Source organism: Acinetobacter sp. 226-1 (assembly GCF_030329325.1).
Taxonomy (GTDB): domain Bacteria; phylum Pseudomonadota; class Gammaproteobacteria; order Pseudomonadales; family Moraxellaceae; genus Acinetobacter; species Acinetobacter sichuanensis.
Genome location: NZ_JACANU010000001.1, coordinates 604,292 through 627,324 on the forward strand (window position 1 = coordinate 604,292; position 23,033 = coordinate 627,324).

General features: G+C 37.3%; 20 protein-coding genes. 9 read left to right on the top strand and 11 right to left on the bottom strand.

Annotated elements, in window-relative coordinates; genetic code table 11:
* The first annotated feature begins 80 nt into the window (after nt 1–80).
* A complete protein-coding gene (locus HX124_RS02830) occupies nt 81–1,427 on the top strand; it encodes a dicarboxylate/amino acid:cation symporter (RefSeq protein WP_286381874.1) in 1,347 nt (448 codons plus the stop codon).
* A 490-nt stretch (nt 1,428–1,917) separates the two neighbouring features.
* Nucleotides 1,918–3,060: an acyl-CoA dehydrogenase family protein gene (locus HX124_RS02835; protein WP_107007300.1), complete on the top strand. Its 1,143-nt coding sequence runs from the start codon at nt 1,918–1,920 to the stop codon at nt 3,058–3,060.
* A 425-nt stretch (nt 3,061–3,485) separates the two neighbouring features.
* Here HX124_RS02835 and HX124_RS02840 read toward each other — a convergent pair whose 3' ends face one another.
* Nucleotides 3,486–4,004, bottom strand: a complete 519-nt coding sequence (locus tag HX124_RS02840) for a DJ-1/PfpI/YhbO family deglycase/protease (protein WP_107007299.1) — start codon at nt 4,002–4,004, stop codon at nt 3,486–3,488.
* A 242-nt stretch (nt 4,005–4,246) separates the two neighbouring features.
* On the opposite strand from HX124_RS02840, the gene pheA reads away from it, so the two are divergent.
* The 3 genes from pheA (at nt 4,247) to HX124_RS02855 (ending at nt 8,165) form a co-directional block, all read left to right on the top strand.
* Nucleotides 4,247–5,353 carry a prephenate dehydratase gene (pheA, locus tag HX124_RS02845; protein ID WP_107007424.1) on the top strand — a complete coding sequence of 369 codons (1,107 nt, stop codon included), beginning with the start codon at nt 4,247–4,249 and terminating at the stop codon, nt 5,351–5,353.
* 27 nt (nt 5,354–5,380) lie between these two features.
* Entirely contained in the window at nt 5,381–7,627 is a 2,247-nt protein-coding gene (locus tag HX124_RS02850; RefSeq protein ID WP_286381875.1) for a bifunctional prephenate dehydrogenase/3-phosphoshikimate 1-carboxyvinyltransferase, read from the top strand.
* Nucleotides 7,628–7,784: 157 nt separating this feature from the next.
* A complete protein-coding gene (locus HX124_RS02855) occupies nt 7,785–8,165 on the top strand; it encodes a hypothetical protein (RefSeq protein WP_286381876.1) in 381 nt (126 codons plus the stop codon).
* 81 nt (nt 8,166–8,246) lie between these two features.
* On the opposite strand, the gene rtcA is transcribed toward HX124_RS02855, so the two are convergent.
* The 10 genes from rtcA to HX124_RS02905 all read right to left on the bottom strand — a co-directional run bounded on the left by rtcA (nt 8,247) and on the right by HX124_RS02905 (nt 18,557).
* The gene (rtcA, locus tag HX124_RS02860; protein ID WP_286381877.1) at nt 8,247–9,278 is read right to left on the bottom strand and encodes an RNA 3'-terminal phosphate cyclase; all 1,032 of its coding nucleotides are present in this window, start codon (nt 9,276–9,278) and stop codon (nt 8,247–8,249) included.
* 232 nt (nt 9,279–9,510) lie between these two features.
* On the bottom strand, nt 9,511–10,017 hold the full coding sequence (locus HX124_RS02865) for a DIP1984 family protein (RefSeq protein WP_107007294.1): 507 nt from the start codon (nt 10,015–10,017) through the stop codon (nt 9,511–9,513).
* A gap of 782 nt (nt 10,018–10,799) precedes the next feature.
* The gene (locus HX124_RS02870; RefSeq protein ID WP_286381878.1) at nt 10,800–11,261 is read right to left on the bottom strand and encodes a DIP1984 family protein; all 462 of its coding nucleotides are present in this window, start codon (nt 11,259–11,261) and stop codon (nt 10,800–10,802) included.
* Between the two features lie 24 nt (nt 11,262–11,285).
* The gene (locus HX124_RS02875) at nt 11,286–11,684 is read right to left on the bottom strand and encodes a DUF7684 family protein (RefSeq protein ID WP_286381879.1); all 399 of its coding nucleotides are present in this window, start codon (nt 11,682–11,684) and stop codon (nt 11,286–11,288) included.
* Between the two features lie 15 nt (nt 11,685–11,699).
* Nucleotides 11,700–12,203 carry a hypothetical protein gene (locus HX124_RS02880; RefSeq protein ID WP_286381880.1) on the bottom strand — a complete coding sequence of 168 codons (504 nt, stop codon included), beginning with the start codon at nt 12,201–12,203 and terminating at the stop codon, nt 11,700–11,702.
* Between the two features lie 4 nt (nt 12,204–12,207).
* A complete protein-coding gene (locus HX124_RS02885; RefSeq protein WP_286381955.1) occupies nt 12,208–13,467 on the bottom strand; it encodes an RtcB family protein in 1,260 nt (419 codons plus the stop codon).
* Nucleotides 13,468–14,111: 644 nt separating this feature from the next.
* Entirely contained in the window at nt 14,112–14,372 is a 261-nt protein-coding gene (locus tag HX124_RS02890) for a hypothetical protein (protein WP_286381881.1), read from the bottom strand.
* Between the two features lie 63 nt (nt 14,373–14,435).
* A complete protein-coding gene (locus HX124_RS02895) occupies nt 14,436–14,726 on the bottom strand; it encodes a hypothetical protein (RefSeq protein WP_286381882.1) in 291 nt (96 codons plus the stop codon).
* 993 nt (nt 14,727–15,719) lie between these two features.
* The gene (locus HX124_RS02900) at nt 15,720–17,348 is read right to left on the bottom strand and encodes a TROVE domain-containing protein (protein WP_286381883.1); all 1,629 of its coding nucleotides are present in this window, start codon (nt 17,346–17,348) and stop codon (nt 15,720–15,722) included.
* 255 nt (nt 17,349–17,603) lie between these two features.
* Nucleotides 17,604–18,557 (bottom strand): ribonuclease Z, encoded by a 954-nt coding sequence (locus HX124_RS02905; protein ID WP_286381884.1) that lies wholly within the window; start codon nt 18,555–18,557, stop codon nt 17,604–17,606.
* A 202-nt stretch (nt 18,558–18,759) separates the two neighbouring features.
* On the opposite strand from HX124_RS02905, the gene HX124_RS02910 reads away from it, so the two are divergent.
* The 4 genes from HX124_RS02910 to HX124_RS02925 all read left to right on the top strand — a co-directional run bounded on the left by HX124_RS02910 (nt 18,760) and on the right by HX124_RS02925 (nt 22,990).
* On the top strand, nt 18,760–20,289 hold the full coding sequence (locus tag HX124_RS02910; RefSeq protein WP_286381885.1) for a hypothetical protein: 1,530 nt from the start codon (nt 18,760–18,762) through the stop codon (nt 20,287–20,289).
* A gap of 39 nt (nt 20,290–20,328) precedes the next feature.
* A complete protein-coding gene (locus HX124_RS02915; RefSeq protein ID WP_286381886.1) occupies nt 20,329–20,619 on the top strand; it encodes a hypothetical protein in 291 nt (96 codons plus the stop codon).
* A gap of 39 nt (nt 20,620–20,658) precedes the next feature.
* Entirely contained in the window at nt 20,659–22,260 is a 1,602-nt protein-coding gene (gene rtcR / locus HX124_RS02920) for an RNA repair transcriptional activator RtcR (RefSeq protein ID WP_286381887.1), read from the top strand.
* A gap of 229 nt (nt 22,261–22,489) precedes the next feature.
* Nucleotides 22,490–22,990: a hemerythrin domain-containing protein gene (locus HX124_RS02925; RefSeq protein ID WP_286381888.1), complete on the top strand. Its 501-nt coding sequence runs from the start codon at nt 22,490–22,492 to the stop codon at nt 22,988–22,990.
* The last annotated feature ends 43 nt before the right edge of the window (nt 22,991–23,033 follow it).

Genomic DNA, 23,033 nt, shown 5'->3' on the forward strand with positions numbered 1-23,033 from the left:
ATAACTTGGCTGTGTTTCTGTTAAGAAATGCTACAAATAAAATATTTCTGTCATAGGAAATATCTAAAGAAGTTATCATTATGGCTAAAAAACCTTTGTATAAATCACTTTATTTTCAAGTGATTGTTGCCATTATTGCAGGTGTGCTTGTGGGGCATTATTTCCCGAGTACCACACAATTAGTTAATGGTGTTGAAAAACATATTCCGGGTATTGGTGAGCAGTTAAAACCACTTGGGGATGCATTTATTCGTCTAATTAAGATGATTATTGCGCCTGTTATTTTCTGTACTGTGGTTAGTGGTATCGCAGGTATGGAAAGTATGAAATCTGTGGGTAAAACAGGTGGTATTGCTTTATTATACTTCGAGATTGTTTCTACAATCGCACTATTAATTGGTCTATTGGTCATTAATATTGCCAAGCCCGGTGTAGGCATGAATATTGATCCTGCATCTTTAGATACATCAGGTATTTCAAAATATGTTGAGTCTGGAGCATCCCAGTCAACAGTTGATTTTTTGATGAATATTATTCCAAATACGGTTGTTGGCGCTTTTGCTGAAGGTGAAATCTTACAAGTTTTACTTTTCGCAATTTTATTTGGATTTGCGCTTCATAAATTAGGTGATACTGGTAAACCAGTATTGAAATTTATTGATCAAATTGCACATGTTTTCTTTAATATTGTAAACATGATCATGAAACTTGCACCAATTGGCGCATTTGGTGCAATGGCGTTTACGATTGGTAAATATGGGATTGGTAGTCTTGCTCAACTTGCTCAGTTAATTATCTGTTTCTATCTTACTTGCTTGTTATTTATCTTTATTGTGCTAGGTACAATCAGCCGTGTTTGTGGTTTTAGCATCTTAAAAATGATTCGTATGATTCGTGAAGAGTTGTTGATTGTACTGGGTACGTCTTCTTCTGAATCAGTATTGCCTCGTATGTTGAAAAAACTTGAGATTGCAGGTTGTGAGAAGTCAGTTGTTGGTTTAGTTATTCCAACAGGGTATTCATTTAACTTGGATGGAACATCGATTTATCTCACGATGGCAGCAATTTTTATTGCTCAAGCGACAAATACTCAACTTGATCTTTCTCATCAGATTACTTTACTTGTGGTGTTATTAATTTCATCAAAAGGTGCAGCTGGGGTAACAGGTTCAGGTTTTATTGTTATGGCAGCAACATTATCTGCTGTAGGGCATATTCCTGTGGCTGGTCTTGCTTTAATTTTAGGTATTGACCGTTTTATGTCTGAAGCACGTGCTTTAACCAATCTTGTGGGGAATTCATTAGCAACAATTGTCGTTGCAAAATGGGTCGGGCATTTAGATCAAGATAAGTTGCAATATGCACTCAATAATCCTGAAGAATTAGATCGTAAAATGTTAGAAGAAAGTGCTCAAAAGCATGTTTAATATTTAACTTTCTTTTTTAAAAGATATAAAGGAGGCTTCGGCTTCCTTTTTTACTTTAGAATATATATAAATAGTGGTTATATTATTGGTTTTACTATTCGCTTTATGATTGGATATTTTATGCCTTGTTTCTTAATATCTGGTTTATATATTTAATATTTTGAACTTATTGTATGAGTGTTTATAGTATTATTTGATTTTTATATAAAAATTTTTATATTTTCAATATTTTCTTAACAATTTACGCCTATTTTTGAATATTGGTTTTCATTATTTTTTTGATATTTATGCTGATTTTTAAAGCGTTTAATGCTTAGATGAAAAATGTCTTAATAGGGGGCTGTTCCTTAAAATAAGGACTAAAAAATACGCGTCGTATTGACTTAATGAGTCCTGTACTTAGGTCATTTAGGATCATGACATTTCAGATAGAACTCGTTAATATTCTGAGCGAATAATCCCCAATAATAAGCCCAAAAGGAAGAACCAAATGTTAGCGTACGATGCAGATTTAGAACTATTCAGAGATAACTTCAAACGCTTTATGACTGAACATGTTGCGCCTCATTATGAACAATGGGAAAAAGAAGGCTTAATGCCACGTTCAGTGTGGTCACAACTTGGCGAAAATGGTTTCCTTTGCGTAGACGTACCTGAAGAATACGGTGGTTATGGCGTACCGACAGAGTATTCTTTAATGTTGGTGGAAGAGTCTGCACGTGCAGGTTATGGTGCATTATCGACTGCGATTTCATGCCATTCAGAAATTGCCGCACCTTATATTTTAAATATTGCCAATGAAGAACAAAAACAATACTGGTTGCCAAAAATGGTGGCAGGTGAGGTTGTTGGCGCGATTGGGATGACTGAGCCGGGTGCAGGATCGGACTTACAAGGTATGCGTTCATCAGCCATTTTAAATGGTGACCATTATCTATTAAATGGTTCTAAAACCTTTATTTCCAATGGTCAACATGCTGACTTGGTGGTATTGGCTGCGAAAACTGATCCTCAGGCACGTGCTAAAGGTGTATCATTGCTTTTGGTTGATACGCATTTGGAAGGTTTTAAAAAGGGCACAAACCTAGACAAAATTGGTTTGCATTCACAAGATACGTCAGAGCTTTTCTTTGACAATGTCAAAGTGCCTGCGAACCAATTATTGGGTAATGCAGGTCAAGGTTTTGCATATTTAATGCAAGAACTTCCACGTGAGCGTACAGCAATTGCAGCGACTGCTTTGGGTGCAATTCGTGGTGCACTTGATGTAACCACCCAATATGTGCAAGAGCGTCAGGCATTTGGTCAAAAAATTGGTAGTTTCCAAAACACACGTTTTGTTTTGGCACAAGCAAAAATTGATGAACTTGCTACAGCGGCTTTCTATAACCAAAACTTAGCATTATATAAAGAAAAGAAACTGGATGTTGAAACAGCAGCAGCCTTAAAGAGCTTCAGTTCAGACATGCAAATGAAAGTGATCGACAGTTTACTGCAACTGTTTGGTGGTTATGGTTATATGACCGAATATCCAATTTCACGTTTCTTTGTCGATGCACGTATTCAACGTATTTACGGCGGAACCAATGAAATCATGAAAGAAATTGTGGCACGTGGCATTATTGGTCGTTGATTTTTTAAATTCCCTCATCCTCTTGCAGAGTATACTCCTCATCCCAAAGGAAGAAGGGACTTTCAATATTAGACTTCATGGGTACGTCGATTTGTAATAAAAATTAATTCACAAAGGAAATTCCCTCTCCTTTTCAAGGAGAGGGTTAGGGAGAGGTATAAAATTTTTAAATACGTTCACTCTTTTGCGAATTTTCAATCTTAACTAAACGCCAAAGGCACCAGTCCACGTTGAGCAAGATGACAGAAGTGAGTTGGTAATTGCAATAAAAGACAATAAAGTCAGTTTCATAATATTCATATTCTTTTTCTCATAATTTAAAAGTATTTTGTATCGAAAAAATATAATGAATAGGAGAATTTAGTAAATTTGTCAATCTGTTCATATTTAAGAATAGTTCAAAGTACTGTTAAAAACTATAGTTTTTAAGCCCTTAATACATTTAAACATTCATGAATAAAAACAGGCAATTCCTCAGTTGAACGTGAGGAAATATATAGATTATTGTCATTCACCACTTCTCGATCAAAAATAACTGCGCCAGCCGCTTTAAGTTCCTGAATCATTGCCTCAATCGAAGTCAGGCGACGACCGATAGCAAGCTGTGCATCAATCAACAAGTGTGGACTATAACAACATAAAAAAATAGGCTTTTGTGCATTGGCAAAGGCACGCAGGTAGTCCACAAATCGAGCATCTTGTTTGAGTAGATACGGAGAGTTTCCACCGGGGATCATAAGCGCATCAAAGTCTTGAACTGAAATTTCATCAATACCTAAATCTATACTGACAGAAGATTTACGCTGTTGACTATAAACGATATTTCCTGCAACTTTTTCAATATTTCGTACAGAGTGACTTGCAGCACGAAAAGCTTCGACGGGATGATGATATTCAGTATCTTCGAAATCATGGGTAATCAGAACAGCAATTTTCTTATTCATATTCTATTACTCGAGTTGCGCTTAGCTTATTTATCATAAATCTCGACGTGCAAAATTCTATAGATGCTTTGTAAATAATGTCGTGTATTTTATTTCAAACCATTTTGCGCATAACAATCTAGGTCTAAAACATAGATAAAAGCGGTATTGTGCAACAAAATCAACTGAACTATTGTTATACTGTCAGCGGTTTAAAATTTAAGCCTCCTGTAATTCTAGACTTTCAAAAGGGCGATATAACAATGATCAACGATGATCAAAACACGACTTCTCTCGATCTTGCACAAATCCGTGAAGATATTGATTCTGTAGATCAGCAAATTCAGCAACTCATTAACCGTCGTGCAAGACTGGCGGAAGCAGTTGCCAAAGCAAAATTTGCAGCAGAAGAGAATCCGTTGTTTTATCGTCCTGAGCGTGAAGCACAGGTGTTACGTAATGTCATGGAACGTAATGAAGGTCCATTGTCAGATACCACCATGGCACGTTTGTTTCGTGAAATCATGTCGGCGTGTCTGGCACTTGAAGCACCGCAAAGTATTGCGTTTTTAGGTCCAGTCGGGACTTATACTCATTCGGCTGTGCTTAAGCATTTTGGTCAGGATGCCGTGGTGCGCCCATTGCCAACCATTGACGAAGTGTTCCGTGAAGTGGAAGCAGGCAGTGCGCATTATGGTTTAGTGCCTGTTGAAAACTCATCTGAAGGCGTGGTGAACCATACTTTAGATTGTTTTAAAGCTTCGCATTTAAATGTGATTGGTGAAGTTGAATTGCGTATTCATCATCAATTCCTGATTTCTGCAAATACCCGTAAAGACAGTATTAAACAGATTTATGCACATCAGCAGACTTTGGCACAGTGCCGTAAATGGCTCGATGTACATTATCCGGGTGTAGAGCGTGTAGCGCTTAGCTCAAATGCAGAAGCAGCGCGTCGTATTCGTAATGAATGGCATTCGGCTGCGATTGCTTCTGACGTTGCAGCAAGTATTTATGAACTTGAAATTCTACATGGCAATATTGAAGATAATCCTGAAAATACCACACGTTTCTTGGTGATTGGGCGTGAAAAAGTGCCACAAAGTGGTAATGATAAAACCTCTTTACTCATTTCTGCGCATGACCGTGCAGGGGCATTGCTTGAAATTCTTGCGCCATTTGCCAAACACAATATTAGCTTGACCAGTATTGAAACCCGTCCTGCACTGCCTGAAAAATGGGCGTATGTGTTCTTTATTGATCTAGAAGGTCATGTAGAACAGGACAATGTCAAAGCAGCCATTGAAGATATTCGTCCATTGGTCAAAGAAGTCCGTGTTTTGGGTTCATACCCAGCAGCTGTCATTTAATGGGTTGAAGGTCTTTAAAATATTGTCATGACTCAACCTATGTTTAAAAAAGTTGCATTTATTGGACTTGGACTGATTGGTTCAAGTCTGGCACGGGTGATGGTTGCTGAACAACTTGCTGAAACCATTGTCGCTTCTACGCGCTCTAAAAAAACACTGCAAGATGCCAAAGCATTGGGCATTATTGCAGAGGGATTCAGTGATCCTGCCGAAGCAGTGAAAGATGCAGATCTGGTGGTATTGGCATTGCCTGTACGGGCAACGCAAAAAGCATTGGAAAGTATCAAACCGTATTTGGCGGAAAATGCCATTATTACCGATGTCGGCAGTACCAAAGGCAATGTGGTCGATGCAGCCAAAGCGGTTTATGGTGATGATTTACCTGTTGGTTTTGTGCCAGGGCATCCGATTGCAGGTGCAGAACATACAGGTGTACATGCAGGTAAGGTTGATTTATTTGCCAATCACAAAGTGATTTTGACGCCTTTACCAAGCAGTGCAGATTGGGCTGTCGAAAAGCTGATTATACTTTGGCAGGCAGCCAAAGCTGAAGTGATTTGTATGGATGTCGATAAGCATGATGAAGTGCTTGCGCATACCAGTCATTTACCGCATCTGATGGCATTCAACTTGGTCGAACAACTTGCCAATCGTGAAGATAATTTAGATATTTTCCGTTATGCAGCTGGCGGTTTTCGTGATTTTTCACGGATTGCGGCAAGTGATCCACAGATGTGGCATGATATTTTCTTTGCCAATAAAAAAGCAATTCTGAATGCAGTGGATGGTTTTGAAGCACAACTGAAAACATTGCGCCAACTGATTGAAAATGAAGATTCACAGGCATTGATGGGTTTGCTTGGACATGCACAAGCTGCACGCCAGCATTTCAATCATATGCTCGCCAATAAACCTTTGATGGAGAAAAATAAGGTGACACAACAATTTACCATTTTGCCGGGTGAGAAGACATTTAAAGGTAAATTTACCGTGCCGGGTGACAAATCAGTGTCGCATCGCTCCATCATGTTTGGGGCGATTGCAGAAGGCACGACTCATGTAACAGGTTTCCTTGAGGGTGAAGATGCACTTGCAACCTTGCAAGCCTTCCGAGATATGGGCGTCAGTATTGAAGGACCAAAAAATGGTGAAGTGACCATTCATGGTGTCGGAATCAATGGGCTAAAAGCACCAAAAACAGCACTGTATATGGGCAACTCAGGTACATCTATGCGCTTGCTTTCAGGCATGTTGTCTGCACAGCAATTTGACTCTGTGATGACAGGTGATGCGTCATTGTCTAAACGACCAATGGAACGTATTGCCAAGCCTTTACGTGAAATGGGTGCACAGATTCAATCTACAGGTGAACGTGGTACGCCACCGATTTCAATTACCGGTGCGCAAGCGTTAAAAGGCATTCATTATGATTTGCCAATGGCATCTGCACAGGTGAAATCAGGCATTCTTTTAGCAGGTTTGTGGGCAGAAGGCGAAACATCGGTGACTGAGCCTGAACCAACCCGTGACCATACTGAGCGTATGCTTCGTGCCTTTGGTTATGAAGTGAAAACTGAGGGCAATCGTATTTCCCTGCAAGGTGGTGGAAAGTTAGTCGGTACTGAAATTCAGGTGCCTTCTGATATTTCTTCTGCGGCATTCTTTATGGTCGGTGCGGCAATTACCGAAGGTTCAGATGTGACCCTTGAAGCAGTAGGCATTAACCCGACCCGTACTGGTGTGATTGAAATTCTGAAACAAATGGGTGCGGACATTAGTGTTGAAAATGAACGTATTGCAGGTGGTGAACCGATTGCAGATGTACGCATTCATGGTACTCGTACTTTAAAAGGTATTCATATGCCTGAAGATCAGGTGCCTTTGGCGATTGATGAATTCCCTGCATTGTTTATTGCGGCTGCATGTGCAGAAGGGCAAACCATTTTAACGGGTGCGGCTGAACTGCGTGTCAAAGAATCTGACCGTATTCAGGTAATGGCAGATGGCTTGCAAACCATGGGCATTGACTGCACACCAACAGATGATGGCATTATCATTGAAGGAAAAGGTAAATCTGGTGAGTGGGGTGCAATTTTCACAGGTGGTGAAATTGAATCGCATCATGACCACCGTATTGCCATGAGTTTCTCAATGGCTGGACTACGGACTTCAGGTGAAATTAAGATTATGGGCACTGAAACTGTAGCAACCAGTTTCCCGACTTTTACCCAATTGACTACACAAGCAGGGCTTGAGATTCAAGTTACTGAATAATTTTTCTTGGCTAAGTTCGGTCAAGCGAAATTTAAATGTTAAATCAATAGTCTAAAATTTGTATATTTGTTCGACAACAGCCAAGCAAAAGCTTGGCTGTTTTGTATTTATTGCTTATGCTCAAAGCATAGAACTATAAAGCCTTTGGGATGAAGCAATGAGAACACTACAATTTACAGCGAACTGTGAAAAACATGCACAAAGTAATGCACAGGACGAGAATGCATGCGTTGTGACTCAGGAATATGTAACAGATTTATTGGCGACACAGCTTTCTCAATATGGCTTTAAAGCGGAAACAACACATTGCGAAGAAAATTTAGCCGTCAGTGTGGAAAATCACCCGATTGGTTTAGGTGTGCATTGTCGTTTAAATGAAGCAGGGTTATTAACTTGTCAAATCTCAGCGCATGCAGATGAAGAACAAGTGTGGTTTAAAAAAATAGAAACACAAAGCATGATCAAACAGTTAGCAAATGCGGTGGAAAACACCTTAAAAAAAGATGCTGCCTTTAGTGGTTTTGAGTGGAAAGCTTAGTTCTGAAATGAATTAATCATGATCTAGATTGATCGTGCTTTTAATTCATCTATTGTTTTAGTGCCGTATATAAAGTGAGTATCAAGCATTGATACTCACTTTATAGATATTTCCAATATTTTCAAAACTGATTTCACAATCTAAAAACTTTTGGATCATTGCAGCTTGGGTTTTGGTGTGTTCACTAATCACTTGCGCTGTAAATTCTCCACCTTTGCCTAAAGCTAAAGGCAAGAGCAACTGATCTGCCAGATATTCATCGGCAATGGCATCGGCATGCAAATAAGCTTTTACTTCTTTGGCTAAATCATTGGCAACTTTTTCTGCACTTTTTTTCATTTCACCTAAAGCAGAAAAAACTTGTTGATGATACTCATAATTTAATACCACAAAAGCAGTATTTCCCTGACTAATACCTCGAAAGTTGAGTCGTTTGCGTTGTGTTAAATCTAATTTGTTATTCAAAACTTCAAGTTCACGATCTGCAATACTCGTAGGAATATTTAAGGTTGATGCATATGCAATCATTTCTAAAAGCTTACCTTTGTCCTGAGCAGTATATTTAGTTTGTTTTGTCCATGGGTGAATAGTGGCATTGATCTGACCTGCACCAATCGGAAAAAAACCTGCGTGTTCACAGAAAAAATCCACTGTAATACCCATTTTATGAATCGTTGGTAAAAAACAATGCTCAATAAAATCCGCCGTAGGTGCCATTGGGTTATGGGTTCCACCGTGTATGCTGATTTGACTGACTCGATCTTGCATCATCAGGGCAGGGAGCAAGGTCTGTAAAACCAAAATGGTGCTTCCAGCCGATCCAATGTGAAAATCGTAATGTCCAGTTTGGACTTGTTGTGGCTGAAAATAAAGCTTTTGTGAATGTAATTCCGCACCTTCAACAGTGGCATTACTGATACGCTGTGAAGCCTGTACACAAACTAAGTGTTGGCGCATTAAGCCCGGTTTTTTACGTCCTGCTCGGATATTAACCAGTTCAAATGGAATACCCGTTAGCATGGAAAGTGAAAGGGCAGTACGCAAAATTTGTCCGCCGCCTTCACCTTGAGAACCATCAATTTGGATCGTTTGGTTTTTAATCGCTATGTTCATTTTTTCCTAAACTTTTTTTTGATTAAATATGCTGATTTAAATCGTTGTATGATTCGAGTAAGAGATAAAAAATAATGAATCTAGTACTGATTTTATTGAGCGATCAAAATAAATCGTTCAGCATATATAAAGTATAAAAGGTGACCCTAAAACATCAAATTTTAATGATCTGATGTTTAACTGTATCGTCTAAAAATAGTAAAGTATGTGGAAAAAAGAACAGAATAAATCATTATCCTACTTTTTCAATACAAGGTGGCACAATGGTCACAAGACTTTTTTGTGGATCATACATTTCAATTTGCCAATTTGCTTCCTGAATTTTCATATTTAATTCACGAATTTTCATACTAATTTCATCTGCTTGTTTTTGTAAACGAGCAACAGAAATAATTTTTTTCCACTTTACTTCACTGATATTGCAACGGTTAAATTGTTCACTATTTTCAATAGCTTGCATTAAAATGGTTTGTTTTTCAATTAAATCATCACGTTGATTGATTACATTAATAAATGAACGTCCATCTGATAGTTTGGTACGAGCATAGGTCAGATAAATATTACTGATAATGCCTTGTAAGTCTTGAGAAATAGAAAATGCTTGTTTAATTAATTCATTGGGATCCTCACTTGGTTCTTCACCATCTTTGACTAAAACATTGATATTAATCCGTTGTTTTAATGAAGTGAGTTTTTTTTGATGATCACTTTTTATTAATAAAGCCTCAGCAACTTTCATATTATTTCCCCAGAACTAGCAAACTCATCAATGAGATGATTGAATTAAAATATTCCTAAATACATTATTTTTAAGTTTAAGTATTTAAATTGTGTAAAAATACTTAATATTTAGGTGTTTTTGCAATACTTACTTTTTGGTATTGATTCAGCAAATTTGCATTATATTTTAATTCCAATTGAGTTGTAAGTTGTTCTATCGGATAAATAGGAGAATTGGTTCATATTTTACCAAGTAGTTAATTTTCAAATTATTTTGCTAAAAAATTCATACACATTCCTCTAAGTTGATAGATTGGGTGAACATACTGTCAGTACATGGTTGTGCTAAGTCAGTTGTAACAATGCCTTGTGAGCAAAGTGTTAATTTGTGCTAAGTGATGAGCTGATTTGTAAAAAGGTAAGCTAGCTCATTCGCTTGGCAGCCTCTACGCAACTTCTTTTCAATCCTGCGCTGAGGGAGTAAAGTTGTTATCGGATCTTGCACTCGCCCAGTATGTTCGGGTTTATTCTAAAACAATCAATTGCTTTAGAAATAGGTGAAATATATTGTCAGTACATGGTGATGCAAAGTCAGTTGTCACCATACTTGGTATGTATTGGGTTGACGTATGAAAAGTAATGGGTTGAAGTGTACATAAAGTTGTAAGCTAACCCGTTCGCTTTTCTGAGCCACTACACATTATTTTCAATCCTATGTTGTGAAAGTAGAGGATCTTGTACTCGCCCAATATATTTCATTTTTTGTCATGATGAATCACAACAAAACTTTTAAAATGTAGTCTAAGATTCAAGCAAATCCACTTGCCAATTGGTTGCTTGAATCAACACATTTAAATCACGGAGTTTGGCACTGATATCATCGGCTTGTTTTTGCAATGATGATACTGGAATCACTTTATGCCATTTAATCTCACGGGTACTGTAACGATCAGGCTCACGATGGGTATTACTGATCGCAGAGGTTAAGATTTTATGGCGTTCCACAAACTCGTCACGCTGTGTCAATAAAGCCAACAACGAACGACCATCATTCAGTTTTGCCAAAGCATTGGTTTGATGAATAGCGAATACCAATTTTTGTGATTCCTGCGTTAAAGCAAAGACTTGCTTTAACAATTCGTTTGGATCTTCAGATGGTTCATCACCATCTTGTACCAATACGTTTGCATTGATACGTTGTTTCAGTGAAGCGAGTTTCTTTTGTTGATCGCTTCGGAGTAATAGTGCTTCTGCAAGTTTCATTTTTTATCCTTATAAATTCAATATTTAGTGAATATTTAACACAATAATTTGATATAAATCCTGTTGAGGTAAAGTATTAACTGCAACTGATTGCGCAAACTCTATAACTTCATATAAAGTTTGGTTTTCATGCCAAGTGGTCATGAGGTTGTAATCATTATCTTCAGGTAGATCGTAATTACAAAATTCTAAATAACGCAAATCTAGAGCATCATCCCACATTGAACATTCATGTCCCCAAGCTAAAGCCCAGTAACATTGTTTAGATTTTACAACCCAATTGCAAAAATCATAACGCCATTGCGTATTTACAAGCGGGCTATGAATTGCGATGAGCAATAGATAAGGGCTGTTTGGTAACTCAATTTTAAATAGTTGATTGACCAAAAGTTCATAGGATACGACTTTAATCTTTCGATTCATTTTATTTCGTAAACCTTATGATTCTTGATGAATCGTGAGTAAGTAAAAATTTAAACCGCTTTGCCAAAAATATTGATAGGGTGGTGCAGTTGTGTGCGGACTATTAGGTGTGCGACCAAATAGAGCATTAATTTCATAAATATATCCAACTTTGTCTATATTTTGACTTTGTAATAATTGGCTCAATAGTTGTGCTGAATAGTAATTAGGACTTTCCTTAAGCGCATTATCAACTTCATGTATTGCAAATTTCAAATGAGATTGTAGTTGCTCTTTGGTTCTCGACAAAAATTCTGTATTCATTAACCATGATATGGTTTCAAATTCAGACATATCTGTATTTTCTAACGCATAGGAAAGTGCATGAACAGCATCATTTTGCTGCTCTAAGCCGATACAATAAAACTCTACATAGCTTAATTGCCATGTTTGACACAACAGATGAGTTAACCCTCTAAAATAAAAAGGTTCATCAATTTTCGGAACCACATTTTGAGGAGTAATTAAATTTAATTCCATCATATTACCCCTTCACACAAACAACCTGATTCAGTGTATAAACCACTTCCACCAAATCACTTTGCGCTTTCATCACATCTTCAATCGGCTTATAAGCAGACGGAATCTCATCAATCACGGCTTCATCCTTACGGCATTCTACACCTTGAGTTTGCTCAATCTGATCTTGCACAGTAAACAACTTCTTCGCAGCAGTACGGCTATGCACACGACCTGCACCATGCGAACACGAACAGAATGATTCCTGATTTCCCTTACCTTTGACGATAAAAGACTTCGCACCCATCGAACCTGGAATAATTCCGTACTCACCCAAACGCGCACGAACAGCGCCTTTACGAGTAACAAGTACTTCCTGCCCAAAATGCTCTTCCTTATCCACATAATTATGATGACAATTCACCGCTTCAACTTTGGCATTAAATGGTTTGTTAATAATAATTCGTAAAGCCTGAACCGCAGCTTCCATCATTAACTCACGGTTTTTCATGGCAAAACGTTGCGCCCAACCCACAGCAAACCAATAATCATCAAAATGCTCAGTTCCTTCAACCAAATAAGCTAAATCTTTATCAGGCAAGTTAATGAAATGCTTCTGCATATCTTTACGAGCAAGCTCGATAAAATGGTTTCCAATCGCATTTCCAACCCCACGAGAACCTGAATGCAACATAATCCACACCTGTTGATGCTCATCTAAACAGATTTCAACAAAGTGATTTCCTGTTCCCAAAGTCCCAAGCTGAGTACGGTTGTTGGTATTTTTTAAACGTGGATGTTTGGCACAAATATATTCAAAATCAGTCACCAATTCCGCCCAAACTTGATCTACACGCTCAGGCGCATTTTCCCAAGAACCTCGGTCACGACGACCTCGACCTTTGGTCATTCCATGTGGAATTAAACGTTCTAACTCAGTACGTAAGGCATGTAAATTATCAGGTAAATCAGATGCAGTCAGCGATGTACGAGCTGCCATCATTCCACAACCAATATCCACACCCACCGCAGCAGGAATAATTGCGCCTTTGGTTGGAATCACGCTACCAATGGTTGCTCCGATTCCGACATGCACATCAGGCATTACTGCCATCCATTTATAAATAAACGGCATTTGCGCGGTTTTTAACAATTGATCTTTCGATTTCTCATCGACATGGACACCTTTGGTCCACATTTTAATTGGAACGCCTTTGGTATCCTGAATAATGTTATAGGCACGCTCATTCGCGGCTTGTTTTTCGATTTGTTCAATTACTGACATAGTCATTGCTTTTTCCTTTCTCTAAACCTGCCTGCCAAGCGGTTGCAGGCAGGTGAATTGTTGTTATACATCCCATGATGTATGCAATGTATATTGCGAAGAGCATGCCAACTTTGATTTTATTTGAAATTTAATTTTTAAATAATTGATATTTAATGGTTTAAAGTGTTTATTTTATTTTTAGAGTTTTTATTGTGCTTTTGTTTTCTTTATATTTATATATAAATATATAGTTAAATATAAAAATGGATATTTAAAAAATTATTACTGCATAGAAAATCCAGACGGTGCTCTAAATTGTATGCTGTTTATTATGATACTGAAATGAATGAAAAATATTCAAGCACAGCCCCATTTATATTACAAAGTTTGTCCTTCTTTTCGTAGGCGATGCTTTACTTTTTAAGGATGAGGAATATATTCCGCAAGGTAACAAAAATCCTTTGTTGGACAAAAGGGGATATCCTATCGCCCTTGTCCAACGGCGACATCCATGTCGCCCTGCGATAGCACCACCACTTTAAGTTTCAATTTTGGATAAGATTTACTACAAATTGGTGTGAAACTGCTCAACATACTTTTGAAAAATCACCAAAATCCATGCCAAATTCGGCATGGATTTAAGTTATAGGACAATATTGTCGCTAAGGTTTTTGATTGATCTTGAGATAGTGTTGTTCAAGATGAATATCCAAACGCTCTGCCAAAGGGTCATCCTCTAAAACCTGACGATGCCCGATCAGCAATTTCATATCGGTTGTTTTGCGCTTTTTACTTGGTGGTTTTTCATGATAGGCATGGCATTTTTTATACCAATGATGCGTGGTTAAATAATAACTTTTGATGCGAAGTTGCTCTAAAGCAAGATCGAGATCGTCATCTTTAACGTGGACTTTGATGCTCATAAATCGTGTTTTACAGACTGACACCTGTCTCTTGTGATGAAACAAAAAAAGAAAAGAATAGGTTTATCGACCTACGGCAAAAGTATTGCCTGTGCGTTGATATTGTTGCTTTAAATCAATTTTATACCAAAAATTAGGATGAGTTATAGGCGGTGTACATAGTGCAAAATGGCTTTGTGCCTGACTGATCAGGCGTTTCATTTTACGTTTTTTGCGCTTTAAAATGGCAGCTTGCTCATAAAAGCCTTGGCGCTTTTTATACCAACGGGTGGCTTGTAAGAAATATTGTTTTTGCTGTAATTGATGTAGCGCGAGTTCAATATTGTTATCTGTAACAATAACTTGTATAGACATGATTTGCGTTTTAAAGACTGACACCTGTCTTTGTTTTTGAGTTCAGATATTAAGTTAACAAATTGTTTATTTTTTAACAAGGTTTAATTTTTGAAATTGCTTTTATGATCATTTTATTTGATATTTTAAAATCATTATTTTTAATTGCTTAAATAAACAACAGGATATAAACAAAGTTGCGAAGACAATCGTGGCTCTACCTACTGAGCTACTGTTTCATTTATTTAAAAGTAAAACAGGGTGGAATCGAACCACCGATAAACGGATAATGTAGTCCTCAAGGCATTTTATATCCTGTTATTTTTACAACAGATCAATCATCCATCAACAAGTTGAATGATAAGACATTTATCTTAGCACTTTTGCTTTAAGCGACAGTATGTACATACCGCAGCGGAGTCTAACCGCTGATCTCTAAGTCCCTATGTAGTCCTATCGGCATTTGATGGATCAAAGACCTCAGTATATTTTCATACACTGTCTTACACATAAATCAACAAAATATCAAAGATGTTCGCGCCTTGCCACTTGGCTACCATTACCGAAATAATGGGGTGGATTCGAACCACCGATTACGTCAATTGAAGATGTAGTCCTTGAAGCATTTGATTTACTTTTACCACATTTGCATAAACAAAATATTGAAGACGTTTCGTTGCTCTATCCAACTGAGCTACTGTATGTCTGCCATACAGGATGGACTCGAACCACCGACCTACGCATTAAAGATGTAGTCCTCAACGCATTTTATGCATTTTTACTATTTTTGATCGCCAACAAAGTGTTGATAAAACATGTCATTTGGAAAGAATGTAGTTCTATCGGCATTTGGCAATCTGTTACAACGCGCACAACAAATTATTTTAGAAACGTCTCATTGGGAAAAATGTAGTTCCTAGCGCATTTGTGCGTTTATCTAACACGGTCAATATAGATATCACATTTTTTAGATGAAATATCTCACAATGACAATGTCAAATTTGTTTCACAGAATCAGCTTGCGTGAAGCTGAGACTGTGGAATTTCTATTTTTTCAATTTCGCCAACCCAATGATCTGCATGCATTTCATTGTTGGCAAAACTTTCAATCAGTTTAAATACCGTATCGGAAAATCCACCGATATTCATCACATCTTTTTGCTCAGGCATTTGCGCAGTCGCATAAGGTTGTAAATCGACACATACCAATTTTGCATTTGGATTTTGCTGTTTTAACTTGTTCCAATAAATCATCATTCCTGTTGAGTGTTTTAGTCCTCGTATTTGATCAAGCCATGACTCATTATCCGAAAAATAAATCACCAAATCGACTTCGGCATTTTCTTTTACCAACAGTTCCAATGGTTTAGAACAAGCTGTTCCACCACCACACATATTGGCAAATTTTTTGGCTAAGGCGAAAATATCAATTTCTTCCTCTTGATCTCCTAATGCCTTTTTACGTAAATATTGCTGTACTTTGGTCAGGTTAGACAATTCACGCACTTGGGTATCAAAGGGCATTAAACGTATGTTTGGATTGACATATTTAAATGCACTTGCAAATAAAGCCGCCGCATCAACACAACGTAACTGTGAAGTTGCCCCTTTACGATAACCCGTTACAGGGCTTCCCATTGAACCTGAAACATCAATCGCAATCACCACATTTCCTGATAACTTTGGTACATGGGCAATGGCACGCTGCATGGCAAATTTTAGCGCATTGGCAATTTCATGCGGCATTCCATCGGCAAGCGCAGACCATGCCATCATGAGCTGATAAGGCAAAACCCGACTTTTGGCAATCGCAGTTTCATCCATCAATTTATCCGCAATGATTTTGGTCATGCCTTTAATTTCAAATACACCATGACGTAAAAAAGTATTCAGATTCATTCTGAGCATTTGCCAAGAACCATTTTTAGCAATTTCTGCCCATTGTGTTGCTGTTAAATTCAGATTAGTCAACAACTGCATCGGTACTTTTGGCACTTCAGTCGTTTGACCTAAGCGAAATTGTTCCAATGCCTGAATCTGAGGTGGCAATTGTTCAATAACATAATCTTTCCCTAACACGTAAGCAAAAAATGCATCATGTTGCTCAGTCTTTGGTTTTGGATGCGTCATTTTCAACACATCTGCAAGAGATGGGCTGTTTCCAATATTCGCCGCCATCAGTTGTTGATCATTTGCCGTTAAAATCCAATCATTGACCATGCGTTTTGGCAATGAACCCAAAGACTTACGTCCAATGATTCCTGCACGCATAATCTGTACAAAGTTACGCAATTGTTTTCCGTTATCAATAATGATCGGGAAAAGTTGTTTAAATAAATCGGCATCGAGTTCTGAAAGCAATGCCAATAACACCACAGGCGTATCTTTCATATGTGCATGTTGACGTGCATAAATCGCAGTTTTTGCGACAAATTCAGGTTCAACTTCCAATGCCAAAGTGAGAATCTGATCCAATTGGACTTGGGCATCCTGATAAAAAGTATGGTTCAGGGTTCCTGTTGCCGCCAACTGTGCCAAAGCTGCACGTGATTTTAATGGATAAGCACGACCGCCTGCTTCATTCAGTCCTAATGGTGGTTTTGCCTTCGCAGTGCGAGAGGCAAAAATTGTCTTGTTCGCCATGACAGCATCCTCAAGTTTAATTTTTAATTTCTTGATGAATATATTGCGAAGAGCGTGCCAACTTTTATTTTCAGCATGATTTTATTTTTTAAGTATATGAAAATGAATCATTAAATATTTTGATGTGAATCATTTTATAAAAATGTTAATTAAAAATATTAGATTTAATCTATAAAAATAAATCGTAAAATATAAAAAAAGATAGTTTTATTTGGGGCTAAATCGTCATCGATCAAAGATGACGATTTAAAGCGATTAAATTTTGACAAGAACATGATCTGCGTTGAATTCATAACTTGCCAAGTCTTCAGCCATAAACAATTGCCCTGAATAAAACTGTTGCGCTTCATTCTTCAACATATTTAAACCTTCATGGTCATGATAACGTGCGCTAAAGTGTGTAAGGATTAAATTCGGCAATTGTACCGACTGTGCAAATTCAGCCACCATTTTTGCAGAACTGTGCATCGGTGCAGTGCCGACTTTGTCCAATGTTGCTTGGGTGTAGGTACTTTCATGAATTAAGACGTCGGCATCCTGACAAGTTGAGCTGAGTAATTCAGGTTGATCATTATCTCCGCCAATAATAGCTTTGACCCGATGTTGCTGGATCTCAACGTATTGATTGGACATCAATAATTTTCCATCATATTCAACATCTTTACCTTGTTGTAAATCGCCCCACAATTTACCTTTGGGGATAGACAATGCATTTAAAGCATCAACATTGAGTTTTTTCTGTTGTTGAATCACTTCAATGGCAAAGGCATAACTTTCCACCCGATGATGCAATGCAATGGCTGAAAGTTGAATTGATTCATTGATCTGTATAGCTTGCTGAAGTGTACTGACATCTATAAATTCAAGCGGATAGGGTAGATGTAAATCGGTCAATTGTTGGGTGGCTTCAAACCAAAGCTGAATATTTTTTGGTGCAATGATGGTGAGCTGTTCTTTACGCCCATTCATGCCTGCGCTCGCAAGCAAACCCATCAGACCATAACAATGATCACCATGCACATGGGTAATGCAAATGGCTTGTAAGTGTTGTAAGGATAATTTTGCGCGTTGAATCTGATGTTGTGTACCTTCACCTGCATCAATCAAAATCCAATCTTTGCTTTTACTGTGGCGCACGGCTAAACCTGACACATTGCGGGTCAGCGAAGGAACACCTGAAGATGTGCCTAAAAATGTAAACTGTAACATGGGAAATAAAACCTGAAACTATTTTAAAAATTTGATTGTTTTAAGCAAAAACCAAAGAGAATCCATCAAAAAAGGTCGAGTCAGACGCTGATGGTGTAAGGAGGAGGGCGGTTTTTGCCATCTAAGTATAGCATTGCAGATCATGGAGTGTTAATTTGAGTTCAAAATAAAAATTCAGATCAATAAAAATAAGGTAGGTCATATGCAACAACTCAAGCCGATCCAAACGCAGCATATTCAACATGCACAACAATTACTCTCAGATGTATTGGCTGAACATGCTTATTTAAATGAACAGAAAATGAATGAAATCCAAATGCTTGCAGTGGGTCACATCCATTATTTTGAACTTGAGACATGGCAGCAATTATTAAAATCAATCCATCATCAGTCTTGTTATTTTGCAGATTTTTTAAATTTTTATTTGCAAAATTATCCTGAGATTCAGAAAAAAATGGATCAGCAAATGCAAAAACAACTGCACGTTGTCGAGCAATTTTATCAACAACATTTAAAGGATATCGAGATTACATCAGAAAATCTGTCCGAACATTGGCAGGGTTTGGATGACCTTTTACAACAAAATGATGCACAACCTGATCTAAGCACTCAACAGGAATTGCTCTATCTGAACTATTGGCTACAAACTTTTACACCTTTGGCGGCTGATGATATTCCCTTGCTTTGGAAAGCTTTCCAAGCCTATCCTTTTGAGTTTTTTCCATTGGTGTTGAATATTCCTGTCACAGCACTAAAAGCACAAGATATTGAAATATTATATGATTTATTTGCACAGCAGGCATTAGACTTTGCCCATGATGGACAACGCCCAACTCATTTTATTCAGTATTTTTATGATCAATTTCCTGAATTATTACAACAAATTCCACAACGCTATCTGCAAAGCAATGTCTTGCCTTTAAAAGCAAAATTATTGCTGTGTTTGGCTGATCGTAAAGCTGATTTAAGTGAAATATTACAACAGTTTATTTTGCAGCAGTTTATGCAGTCAGTACAACAAAATGAGCAAACACTGATCGATGCTGCATTACATGCTTTGGCAAAATGTCAACAGATTCAAATTCCAAATACAGTCATGGATAAAGTACGGTCTTTTTTACATGAAGACGAAATATGGTATCTGCCCATGGTGGCTATGCGGACATTGAACGCCTTGGGTATTCGGGATTTATGGTTTAAACAACATTTGCTTGCTGTGTTGGAGCAGGGCTATGGCTGTGATGGTGAAACGCCACAAGGTACAAGTATCGAAATATTAACAAGTTGGGGGAAGGATGGTTTATATGCCACAGACAAGGTCATTCAATTGTTAAAGCAGGCGATTCAGGAAAATGATCAGGACAGCATCATGAGTCTAATTGTATATACGGATGCTGATCCATCATTGGCAGTGCATTTTCAGCCTTTGCTTTGGCATTGGATTGAGGATTTAAGCCAAAAATCTCAGGATGAATGTTGGATTGAAGGGCGAATTTTTCAGACTTTTGCCAAGCTTTGCAAAAGCTTAAAATGGCAACCAAATCCGCAGCAATGGCACAGCATGGAAGTGGTTTTACATGAATTACTTGAATATTTAAGTCCTCAGGACCGAGCGCCATATTTTCAATTATTAGCTCAGGCATTTGCACTTGATAACATGCAGATTCAGGCTTTAAAACAATGGTGTGTTGAAAAAAATAAAGAAAATCAAGTAGAAAGAATGAATAAGTAGAGTTAAAAAGTTATAGCTTGCTAAATCATGGAGCATTGAATGATGAAATATCAAATCAATTTTATGGCATATTTTGATGATGAAGAATGGTTGATTGAAGCAAAAGGCTGTTTGGAAATAGAGATATATATTAATCAAAAGACCTACCGATTTAACTTTTATGATCACACGAGATTAAATCAAGAGATCTTAGATACACTTGCACATTCACAGTACTTTTTTAACGAAAACCTAGTGATCTTAAACGTGGTGAATAGAGCAAACATCATCAATTTTTTAGAAAGTATTGTAGATACAAAATATATGGATAGCTTTAAAGCACAAGGTTAATTATAGTCTTTTGATTGAAACTATAAAATTTTATAGAAAATGCAAAAATCTAAAAAAACAGTCGTGATTGGTTTTGTGGGGTCAACACTTGATCAGGGAAAAAAAGAAGAGCGTTGGCAACGTTGGCGTCCGACCATGAGCTTACTCATGCATGAAGACTTATTGATTGATGAATTGGTCTTATTGCATGATCGAAGAAATAAAGGCTTAATTGATCATTTACAACAAGATGCACAACAAATCTCCCCAAATACCCATATTTCAGGTCATCAGGTCAATATCCGAGATCCGTGGGATTTTTCCGATATGTATGGGGCTTTGTACGACTTTGTAAAATCTTATCCTTTTGATACTGAAAATAATCATTATCTGCTACATATCACCACAGGAACGCACGTTGCACAAATTTGTTGGTATTTATTGGTCGATGCACATTATTTACCTGCAAAACTCATTCAAAGTTCACCGACAGGGAAACAACAACCTGAAGGTGAATATCGCATTATTGATTTGGATTTATCCCGTTATGCCGCGTTAAACCAACGCTTTGAAAATGAAAAAACTGAAAATTGGCAACAACTCAAAGCCAATATCGCCACTAAAAACCAAGATTTTAACCAATTGATTCAAGAAGTAGAATTGGTGGCGACTCGTTCCAAAGCAACGATTTTAATTATGGGGGCCACAGGTGTCGGAAAATCACATTTAGCCAAACAGATTTATCAACTTAAAAAAGAAAAATTTCACTTGGATGGACGATTTATAGATGTCAACTGCGCCACTTTATGTGGTGATGGGGCAATGTCGACACTCTTTGGACATATTAAAGGCTCATTTACAGGTGCAGCCAATGCCCGCACAGGTTATTTAAAAAGTGCCGATGGTGGTATTTTATTTTTAGATGAAATTGGTGAACTTGGGCTTGATGAACAAGCCATGTTGCTCAAGGCTTTGGAAGATAAATCATTTTTCCCTGTGGGAAGTGATAAGGAAGTTTCAGCAGATTTTCAACTGATTGCGGGAACAAATAAGGATTTACGTGAAGAAGTTCAGGCAGGGCGGTTTCGGGAAGATTTGTGGGCACGTTTAAATACATGGACTTTCTTTTTACCGAGCTTAAAAGATCGGGTGGAAGATATTGCACCGAATATAGAGTTTGAATTACAACGCTTTGCCACTCAACACCAATCTCAGTTACGTTTTCATAGTGATGCTTTGGAAAAATATTTAAAATTTGCACAGTCTTATGAAGCAACATGGCAGGGAAATTTCCGTGATTTAACAGCGAGTGTGACACGTATGGCAACCTTGGCGGAAGGCTCACGTATTGGTTTAAAAGAAGTTGAAGCAGAAATTCAACGCTTACAAAAAATTTGGTCTATCAAAGAACATGCAGATTCAATACAGTCCTCATCTTTGAGGGATATTTTAACGGCTGAACAACTTGCTCAAATAGATGAGTTTGATCGGATTCAACTTGAAGGTGTGATTGAAATTTGTCGTAAATCCAAGTCGATGGCGGATGCAGGTCGTCGTTTATTTTCAGTGTCACGTGAGCAAAGACAAAGTACCAACGACAGTGATCGAGTGAAAAAGTATTTAGCCAAGTTTGGCTTGAGTTGGGGAGAGATCGTTAGTTAATTTATAGGTTGAAATGCAATCATATTAAAATCATTATTCACAATATTTTTAATTAATGTATATTGTTTTGCATATTTTTTAAGTACGCATTGATAATATGTGTACAAATCTTAATTAATAAATAAAGTTATATCGAGTAAGTTTTAAAATTTGTTATAACTTTTGGTGTTTATTCAGGATTAATATGTTTAAAAAAATACTCATAGTATTGTAACAATGGTTTAGTTTTTTGGGGAAACAAGATAAAAAAATATCGCTTAAAAATATTGAAAAGCAACCATTAGGACAAGCTACTCATACTTATTCTATGGCATTGATTCCACAACTTAAAAGTGAACATAAAAAACTGGTTGAAATTTATGCGGGAATTCAGAATTTATTTGAAAGTAAGAAATATCAACAAGTTGTTGAACAATTACTGTATTTTAAAGAAGAATTTTCATTGCACTTAATAGAAGAGAATGTAAAATTTTATGCTTATTTAGAAAGTAATTTAGAGCCAGAAAGTGTGCAATTACAAACAATTAAAACTTATCGTAAAGATATGAATCAAATCGCACATGTTGTTGTAAAATTTTTAAAAAAATGGACAGCTCAATCATCATTAAACCCAGTGACTGCTGATGATTTTTTGCAAGAATATGAAAGTATTGGTGCTGCCTTAGTGCAAAGAATTACAGATGAAGAGCAGCATTTATATACTTTATATCATCCACTTTCTTCAATTTAGAGGTAAATTGCCCTTGTGAATTTAGGGCAATTTTATCATTTAA